This is a genomic window from Pseudomonas sp. PA-4-8C (genome assembly GCF_021606625.1).
In the GTDB taxonomy this organism is placed as follows: domain Bacteria; phylum Pseudomonadota; class Gammaproteobacteria; order Pseudomonadales; family Pseudomonadaceae; genus Aquipseudomonas; species Aquipseudomonas lactis.
The window spans coordinates 1-9779 of record NZ_WKCD01000213.1 but is presented as its reverse complement, the minus strand read 5'-3'; the positions used below and the strand labels follow the sequence as shown (position 1 = coordinate 9779).

6 protein-coding genes are annotated in these 9779 nt (G+C 63.4%); all 6 read left to right on the top strand.

Features of this window, described 5'->3' with window-relative positions; genetic code table 11:
• Positions 1–654: glycosyltransferase (locus GIW04_RS22970; RefSeq protein ID WP_236479219.1), on the top strand; the 654-nt coding region annotated here is incomplete at its 5' end.
• A gap of 30 nt (positions 655–684) precedes the next feature.
• The gene (treZ, locus tag GIW04_RS22965) at positions 685–2430 is read left to right on the top strand and encodes a malto-oligosyltrehalose trehalohydrolase (protein ID WP_120248108.1); all 1746 of its coding nucleotides are present in this window, start codon (positions 685–687) and stop codon (positions 2428–2430) included.
• Positions 2427–4511 (top strand): 4-alpha-glucanotransferase, encoded by a 2085-nt coding sequence (gene malQ / locus GIW04_RS22960; RefSeq protein WP_014718608.1) that lies wholly within the window; start codon positions 2427–2429, stop codon positions 4509–4511. The genes treZ and malQ overlap by 4 nt, the downstream gene beginning before the upstream one ends.
• The gene (locus tag GIW04_RS22955; RefSeq protein WP_120248109.1) at positions 4508–7258 is read left to right on the top strand and encodes a malto-oligosyltrehalose synthase; all 2751 of its coding nucleotides are present in this window, start codon (positions 4508–4510) and stop codon (positions 7256–7258) included. Before malQ ends, GIW04_RS22955 begins: the two co-directional genes overlap by 4 nt.
• A gap of 23 nt (positions 7259–7281) precedes the next feature.
• The gene (locus GIW04_RS22950) at positions 7282–7551 is read left to right on the top strand and encodes a DUF2934 domain-containing protein (RefSeq protein ID WP_003191595.1); all 270 of its coding nucleotides are present in this window, start codon (positions 7282–7284) and stop codon (positions 7549–7551) included.
• Between the two features lie 121 nt (positions 7552–7672).
• Positions 7673–9779, top strand: a 2107-nt coding sequence (glgX, locus tag GIW04_RS22945; RefSeq protein WP_236479217.1) for a glycogen debranching protein GlgX, incomplete at its 3' end; no start/stop codon positions are given.

Below are 9779 nucleotides of genomic sequence, written 5' to 3'. Positions count from 1 at the left end.
CACCTGATCCACAACTTCAATATAGGCGACTGGGAAGGCAAGGCCATCAACGCCGCCCATGTGCGCGAGCTGTTTGAGCTGCAGCCATCCAGTGGCCCGCTGTTCGCGGTGGTCTCGCGCCTGGTCTACCAGAAAGGCCTGGACCTCACCGAAGCCGTCGCCAGTTTCATCGTCGAGAACGGCGGCCAGATTGCGATCATCGGCCGTGGCGAGCCTGAAGAAGAACAGGCCATGCGCGAATTGGCACTGCGCTTCCCTGGCCAGGTGGGCGTGCGCATCGGCTTCAACGAGACCGATGCACGCCGCATGTTCGCCGGCAGCGATTTTCTGCTGATGCCGTCACGCTATGAGCCCTGCGGCCTGAGCCAGATGTATGCGCAACGCTTCGGCTCGTTGCCGGTGGCGCGTAACACCGGCGGGCTGGCGGACACCATTGAGGATGGCGTCACCGGGTTCCTGTTCAATGAGTCAACGGTGCAAAGCTACGAAGAGGCGCTGCGCCGCGCCTTCAAGGTGTTCGCCTTCCCCGGTCTGCTCAATGCCATGCGCAGCCGTGCCATGACCCAGCCGTTCAACTGGTGCCAGGCGGTGGAACCCTACGCCGAACTCTACGAACAACTGGTGGCCAAGGCCCTGGGGAAATCGAACAAATAGCGATTGGAACAACAAGGGAGGTCTTCATAGATGCCGTTACGGACTCTGGAAACCTGGCCCCACGGCGCAATCATGCTGGACGCGCACCGCACGCGCTTTGCGTTATGGGCGCCAGACGCATTTTATGTCAGCGTTGAATTGGAACAGGGTAAAACCATCGTCATGCTGCCCCAGGCCGGTGGTTGGTTCGAAGTCGAAGTCGCGTGCCCTGCCGGCACGCTTTACCGCTTTAATATCGATGGCGAAAACACGGTGCCTGACCCCGCCTCCAGGGCCCAGGCGCTGGATGTGCATGGCTGGAGCCGAGTAGTCGACCCCCTCGCCTATGAATGGCGCCACAGCCAGTGGCAAGGCCGCCCCTGGCACACGGCGGTGATCTACGAGCTTCACGTTGGCGCCATGGGCGGCTACGCTGGCGTCGAGAAACACTTGCCGCGCCTGGCTGAGCTGGGCGTCACCGCCATTGAGTTAATGCCTCTGGCGCAATTCCCCGGCGAGCGCAATTGGGGCTATGACGGCGTACTGCCCTACGCGCCCCACGCCACCTACGGCACGCCCGAGCAACTCAAGCAACTGATCGACAGTGCCCACGGCCATGGCTTGGCCGTGGTCCTCGATGTGGTCTACAACCACTTCGGCCCCGACGGCAATTACCTGGGCCAGTACGCTCAGGGTTTCTTCCAGGAAGACGTGCACACGCCCTGGGGCGCCGGCATTGATTTCGAGCGCCGTGAAGTGCGGGACTTCTTCCTCGATAACGCCTTGATGTGGCTGCTCGAATACCGCTTCGACGGCCTTCGCCTGGATGCCGTGCACGCCATCGACAACCCTGGGTTTCTGCAGGAACTGGCACAACGGGTACGCCAGCAGGTGGACGGCGGGCGCCACGTGTGGCTGATGCTGGAAAACGAACTGAACCAGGCCAGCCTGTTGCAGCACGATTTCGACGCGCAATGGAATGACGACTTTCATAATGTGCTGCACGTGCTGCTCACCGGTGAAACCGACGCCTACTACAGCGACTTTGCCGAACAGCCCACCGCCAAGCTGGCGCGCTGCCTGGCCGAGGGGTTCATCTACCAGGGCGAGACCACACGCCATGGGCATGCCCGCGGCGAGCCCAGTGCGGATTTGCCCCCCAGCGCCTTCGTGGCGTTCCTGCAAAACCACGACCAGGTCGGCAACCGCGCCCTGGGCGAACGCCTGCACCAGCTGTGTTCGCCCGAGGCGCTGAAAGCGGCGACGGCCCTGCTGTTGCTGTGCCCCATGATCCCGATGCTGTTCATGGGCGACGAGGTAAGTGCCGCCGAGCCCTTCCTGTTTTTCACCGACCATCATGGCGAGCTGGCCGAGGCCGTGCGTGAAGGCCGGCGCAATGAGTTTGCCGACTTCGCGGCGTTTCACGACCCCGAGCAACGCCAGCGCATCCCCGACCCCAACGCGCTGCAAACCTTTTTACAGTCGACGCCCTCCTTCGTCGAGAACGACCACACCCAGCTCTACCGCCACCTGCTGAGCCTGCGTCACACACACGTGGTGCCGCACTTGCCCGGCACGGTCGCCCTCGGCGCGCAGGTGCTGGCTGACCATGCCGTCACCGCGCGCTGGCGTCTGGGCAACGGCCGTGTGCTGCAGATCGACCTGAACCTGAGTGAACAGCCCCTGGATCATCCGGCACCCCACCCGATTATTTTCCAAACGCCTGCCCAGCAAGGTGCGCACTTACCGCCCTTGAGCGCACGCGTTTGCTTATCCCCTGTTGGAGACATTCTTTGAGCGAAGCGAACCTGGAAATTCTCGCCAGCCGCGCAGGCCTGGCCGTCGATTGGATCGATGCCAACGGTCGCCCGCAGCATGTAAAGCCTGACGCCCTGCGCGCCGTGCTCAAAGGCCTTGGGCACCCGGCCGACAGCGATGCCGAGATCGACGCCAGCCTGCAGCAACTTGAGCAGGCGCAGCAAGACACCCACCTGCCGCCGTTGATGACCACCGACAGTGGCGCGGGCCTGGACCTGGCGCGTTATTTCGCCCCCGATACCCCGTGTCGCGTCAGCCTGGAAGGCGGCGAAACCCTGGAACTGCGCCTGGACGGCGAGGCTGTGCTGCCCGGCGTGATCGCCCTGGGCTACCACCAGGTGCATATCGACGGGCAAACCTTCACCCTGGCCGTCGCTCCCAGCCACTGCTACAGCGTGGCCGACGCGGTCGACAGCCAACCCGCTCGTGCCTGGGGCCTCAGCGCCCAACTCTATGCCTTGCGCCGCCTCGGCGATGGCGGTTTTGGCGACACCCTGGCTCTGGAGCACCTGGTGCGTTCCGCCGCCGAGCGCGGCGCCGACGCTGTGGCGATCAGCCCGATGCACGCGATGTTCAGCGCCGACACCGAGCGTTTCAGCCCTTATTCACCCTCCAGCCGCCTGTTTCTCAACAGCCTGTATGCTTCGCCGGCGTGCATCCTCGGTGAACGTGAGGTGCGCAACGCCATCGAAGCTGCCGGGTTGGCTGACGAGTTGCATGCCCTGGAACAGCTCCCGCTGATCGACTGGCCGGCCGCCGCCAAGGCCAAGCAACGCCTGCTGCGCACACTGTATGAAGACTTCCGCCACGGCGCGCATCCCCAGCATGCCGACTTCCAAAGCTTCCGCCAGACCGGCGGCGAAGCCCTGGAAAACCACTGCCGCTTCGAAGCCATACAGGCCCAGCGTGCTGCCGCCGGTGAGGACCTGGACTGGCGCCAATGGCCCGAAGCCTGGCGCACGCCGCAAAGCCCGGCCCTGGCGCAGTTCGCCGAGGAAAACCGCGACGAAATCGGCTATTTCGCCTTCACCCAATGGCTGATCGCCCGTAGCCTTGAGCGCGCGCAACAAGCCGCCCGTGGCAGCGGCATGGGCATCGGCCTGATCGCCGACCTGGCGGTGGGTGCCGATGGCGGCGGTAGCCAGGCCTGGAGCCGTCAAGACGAACTGCTGGCCGACCTGACCGTGGGCGCGCCACCGGACATTCTCAACCGCGCAGGCCAAGGTTGGGGGATCTCTGCCTTTTCCCCAGAGGGCCTCAAGCGCAATGGCTTTCGCGCCTTTATCGAAATGCTGCGGGCCAACTTCGCCCATGCCGGCGGCTTGCGCATCGACCATGTGATGGGCCTGCAACGCCTGTGGGTGATCCCCCTGGGTGCATCACCCCGCGAAGGCGCCTATTTGTATTACCCGGTGGACGACCTGCTGCGTTTGCTCGCCTTGGAATCGCACCGCCACCAGGCCATCGTCCTCGGTGAAGACCTGGGCACCGTGCCTGAGGGCCTGCGCGAAAAGCTCAGCGCCCGCTCGATCCTGGGTATGCGTGTGCTGCTGTTCGAACAGAACCATGACGGCCAGTTCAAGCCCATCCTCGATTGGCCCGACAACGCCTTGGCCACCACCAGTACCCACGACTTGCCCACCCTCAATGGCTGGTGGCACAGCCGCGATATCGAATGGAATATCCAGCTGGGCCTGATCGACGCGCCTACTGTGGACCAATGGAGCGAACATCGCCTGCGCGAACGCCAGGCACTGCGCCAAGCCTTGAGCCAGGACCCGCAGAACTTCATCGATGAGATCCGCAACGACACCGACCATATGATCGACGCCAGCGTGCGCTACCTGGGCCATACCCGCGCGCCCCTGGTGTTGTTGCCCCTGGAAGATGCTTTGGGCATCGAGGAGCAAGCCAACCTGCCGGGCACCCTCGACACCCACCCCAATTGGCGCCGCCGCTTGCCCGGCGAAGCCGCCAGCCTGCTCGACAATGACAGCGCCGCGCGTCGCCTCGAACTGCTGGCCGTGGCGCGCAACCAAGCCTATGAGCGTGACCGATGAACGCACTGCCCCTGCGCGCCACCCAGCGCCTGCAATTTCATAAAGGTTTTACCCTCGATGACGCGGTGCCACTGGTGCCGTACTTTGCCCAACTGGGTATCAGCCATCTGTATGCCTCACCGCTGTTAAGCGCCCGCGCCGGCTCCATGCACGGCTACGATGTGGTCGACCCGACCCGCGTCAACCCGGAGCTGGGGGGCGAAGCGGCGTTGCGTCGCCTGGTCGCCGCGCTGCGTGAGCACAACATGGGCTTGATCCTCGATATCGTCTCCAACCATATGGCCGTGGGCGGCGCGGACAACCCTTGGTGGCTGGACCTGCTGGAGTGGGGCCGCCTGAGCCCCTACAGCGAGTTCTTCGACATCCAGTGGCATTCCCCCGACCCGTTGCTCAAGGGCCAGTTGCTGATGCCCTTTCTCGGCAGCGATTACGGCGAAGCCTTGCAGAATGGCACCTTGCCGCTCAAGTTCGATGCCGAACAGGGGAGTTTCTACGTCGAGCATTACGAACACCGTTTTCCGATTTGCCCCAGGGACTACGGCCTGATCCTGGGCAACGATGAGTTACTCAAACCGCTGGCCGAACGTTTCGCCGCCCTCGCCTACCAGCACGACGCCTACGCCGAAGCCGCCACGCTCAAACAAGCCCTGGCCGAACGCGCCAGCGAGCTGCTGCCAGCCATCGAACAACGCCTGGCCGCATTCGACAGTCGCCAGCCCGAGGGCTTCGAGCGCCTGCATCACCTGCTGGAACAACAGACTTATCGCCTGGCCAGTTGGCGCACCGCCGCGGACGACATCAACTGGCGGCGCTTCTTCGACGTCAATGAATTGGGCGGCCTGCGGGTCGAGCGTGCAACGGTGTTCGAAGCCACCCATGGCAAGATTTTCGAGCTGATCAGCGCGGGGCTGGTCGACGGGCTGCGCATCGACCATATCGACGGCCTCGCCGACCCGCGTGGCTATTGCCGCAAATTGCGTCGGCGGGTGGATGCGCTGTCACCCCAGCGCCACTTGCCGATCTTTGTCGAAAAGATCCTTGGCGAAGGCGAAACCCTGCGCGAAGACTGGCAGGTGGATGGCACCACTGGCTACGAGTTCATGAACCAGTTGTCATTGCTGCAACACCAACCCGAAGGTTTCGCGCCGCTGGCCGAGATGTGGACGCGTTACAGCGAACGGCCTTCAGCCTTCGGCGAAGAAGCGCGGCTGGCGCGCCAGCAGATCCTCAATGGTTCGTTGGGCGGCGACTTCGAAAGCGTGGCCCAGGCGCTGCTGCAAGTGGCCCGCGATGATGTGATGACCCGCGACCTGACCCTGGGCGCCATTCGCCGTGCCTTGCAGGAACTGATCGTGCACTTCCCGGTGTACCGCACCTACATCAGCGCCATGGGCCGCAGCGCGGCCGACGACAAGGTGTTCCAGCAGGCCATGGAGGGTGCGCGCAGCACCCTCAACGAAGGCGACTGGCCGGTGCTCGACCACCTGGAGCAATGGCTCGGTGGCCAGCCCTGGCGCAATCGTCCGGTGGGCCGCGCGCGCAAGATGCTCAAGCATGCCTGCGTGCGCTTCCAGCAACTGACCTCGCCCGCCGCCGCCAAGGCCGTGGAAGACACCGCGTTCTACCGCTCGGCGGTGTTGTTGTCGCGTAACGATGTGGGTTTCAGCACCGAGCAATTCAGTGCGCCGTTGGCAGATTTCCATGCGGCTAACCAACAACGCCTGAAGACCTTCCCCGGTAACCTGCTGGCCACTGCCACCCATGACCACAAACGCGGCGAAGACACCCGTGCGCGCCTGGCGGTGCTCAGCGAGTGCGCACCCTGGTATGCCGAACAGGTCGAGCACTGGCGCCGCCTGGCCGAGCCTTTGCGCGAGAGCGCAGAGAGCCCCTCGGCGGGTGATGAGCTGATTCTTTATCAGGTGCTGCTGGGCAGTTGGCCGCTGGAACCCAACCCCGATCTGGAGGCGTACCAACAACGCCTCTGGCAGTGGCAGCAAAAAGCCCTGCGCGAGGCCAAGTTGCAGAGCAGTTGGAGCGCGCCCAACGACGCGTATGAACAGGCGGTGGACGGGTTCCTCAAGCGCCTGCTGCTCAGTGAGGCCGGTGCGCCGCTGCGCAGTGCCCTGGACAGCGCGGCCCAGGCCATCGCCCCCGCCGGCGCCCTGAATGGGCTGGCGCAAACCTTGCTTCATCTGACCGTGCCGGGTGTGCCGGATATTTACCAGGGCGATGAGTTCTGGGACTTCAGCCTGGTCGACCCGGACAACCGTCGCCCGGTGGACTTCGCTGCGCGGCAACGTGCATTGCAGGCACCACCGGACATCGGCGAACTGTTGTTCAACTGGCGCGACGGGCGTATCAAACAGGCATTGATCGCCCAGGTGCTGGGCCTGCGTAAAGCCTGCCCCGAACTGCTGCGCCATGGCAGCTACACACCGCTGGAAGTGCTGGGCCAGCACGCGGAACGCGTCGTTGCGTTCTACCGTGAACATCAGGGCAGGCAGTTGCTGGTGGTGGTGCCGCGCTGGTCTTATCCTCTGCTTGAAAACGGGATGTTTCCCCAGATCAATGCGCAGGTTTGGGGCGATACGCGGGTGAAATTACCGTTCGCCGCCCCTGCACAAAACTGGAAGGGACTTTTTCAAACGGGCGTAGTCACACCCAACAAGGAGCTGTTGATCAGCGCTGCCCTGGGGGATCTCCCGGTCAATGTCTTTATCAATCCTGATAATCAAGAAAGCTGAAAATTTTCTGTGAGGAGTTTGTGATGAGTAAAGAAGACAAACGCATTCGCGAACTGGCGCATCAGATCTGGGAGTCTGAAGGCAAGCCCGATGGCGCCCATGATCGCCACTGGGAGATGGCGCGCAAGCTGGCCGAAGCCGAGGCGCTGACGCCGAGCAAGCCTAAACCGGCCGCCAAGCCAAAAACCGCGCCCAAGGCTGCGGCCAAGCCCAAGCCGGCTGCGCCTGCCGCCGCCAAGCCTGCGGCAAAGAAACCCGCCGCGCCGAAGAAGCCCAAACCGCCCGCCCCATGATTTCTCGGGCCTGCAGCACGCAATGCGCGCTGCAGGCTCTTTTCCGTCCATGCCATGCGCTGAAGCACCGTCAGTACGGCGGCGTTCGGCCCGAAAAAAGACCCCTTGCAGGAGCAACTCGATGAGCAAACCCGACAACACCACAGCGACGCCGGTTCATGAGCCGTCGCGGATCCGTGAAGGTTTGCCCTTCCCCCTTGGCGCCACCTGGGATGGCCTGGGTGTGAACTTTGCGCTGTTTTCCGCCAACGCCACCAAAGTAGAGCTGTGCCTGTTCGACGATACCGGCGAGGTTGAGCTGGAACGCATCGAACTGCCCGAATACACCGACGAAATCTTTCATGGCTACCTGCCCGATGCTCACCCCGGGCTGATTTACGGCTACCGCGTATACGGTGCCTATGACCCGGCCAATGGTCACCGTTTCAACCACAACAAGCTGCTGATCGACCCCTACGCCAAGCAACTGGTGGGCGAACTCAAATGGTCCGAAGCGCTGTTTGGCTACACCATCGGCCACCCGGACGACGACCTCAGTTTCGATGAACGCGACAGTGCGCCCTTCGTGCCTAAGTGCAAGGTCATCGACCCGGCGCACACCTGGGGCAACGACCAACCGGTACGGGTGCCATGGGACCGCACGATCATCTATGAAACCCACCTGCGTGGCATCAGCATGCGTCACCCTTCGGTGGGCGAGTCGGTGCGGGGCACCTGCGCCGGCTTGATGGAAGATGACGTGCTCAAGCATATCCGTCAGTTGGGTATCTCCTCGGTCGAGTTGCTACCGGTGCACGCCTTCGTCAACGACCAGCATCTGCTGGAAAAAGGCATGACCAACTACTGGGGCTATAACAGCATCGCGTTCTTCGCCCCCGACCCGCGCTACCTGGCCAGCGGCAAGATCGCCGAGTTCAAGGAGATGGTCGCGCACCTGCATGAGCAAAAGCTGGAAGTGATTCTGGACGTGGTCTACAACCACACCGCCGAAGGCAACGAGCGCGGCCCGACCCTGTCCATGCGTGGCATCGACAATGCCTCTTACTACCGGCTGATGCCCGACGACAAACGTTTCTACATCAACGATTCCGGCACCGGCAACACCCTGGATTTGAGCCACCCGTGCGTGCTGCAGATGGTCACCGACTCCCTGCGTTACTGGGCCACCGAGATGCATGTGGACGGCTTCCGCTTCGACCTGGCGACCATCCTCGGGCGCTACCGCGACGGCTTCGATGAGCGCCACAGTTTCCTCGTGGCGTGCCGCCAGGACCCGATCCTGCGCCAGTTGAAACTCATCGCCGAACCCTGGGACTGCGGCCCCGGTGGCTACCAGGTGGGCAACTTCCCGCCGGGCTGGGTGGAATGGAACGACCGCTTCCGCGACACCGTGCGTGCGTTCTGGAAAGGCGACGACGGCCAACTCGCAGACTTCGCCGGGCGCATGACCGCCTCGGGCGAGATGTTCAACCACCGTGGGCGCAGGCCGTACAGCTCGGTGAACTTCATCACCGCCCACGACGGCTTCACCCTGCACGACCTGGTGTCGTACAACGACAAACACAACGAGGCCAACGACGAGAACAACCAGGACGGCAGCAATAACAACCTGTCCTGGAACCACGGTGTCGAAGGCCCTACCGACGACCCGGAGATCAACGCGCTGCGCCTGCGTCAGATGCGCAACTTCTTCGCCACCCTGTTGCTGGCCCAGGGCACGCCGATGATCGTCGCCGGGGACGAGTTCGCTCGCACTCAGCACGGCAACAACAACGCCTATTGCCAGGACAGCGAAATCGGCTGGGTCAACTGGGACCTGGATGATGACGGCAAGGCCCTGCTCAAGTTCGTCAAGCGCCTGATCAAGCTGCGCCTGGCGTACCCGATCCTGCGGCGCGGGCGTTTCCTGGTGGGCGACTACAACGAAGACATCGGCGTGAAGGACGTCACTTGGCTGGCGCCGGATGGCAACGAGATGACCACCGAGCAATGGGAAGACAGCCAGGGCCGTTGCCTGGGCATGCTGATGGATGGCCGCGCCCAGGAAACCGGGATTCGCCGCGCCGGGGCCGATGCCACGCTGCTGCTGGTGGTCAACGCCCATCACGACATGGTCAATTTCCGCCTGCCGCCGGTGCCGGAGGGTGAGTTCTGGACCTGCCTGCTCGACACCAACGACCCGGCTGTGCGTGGCCAGGAACGCTTTGATTTCGAGCACGAGTACGCGG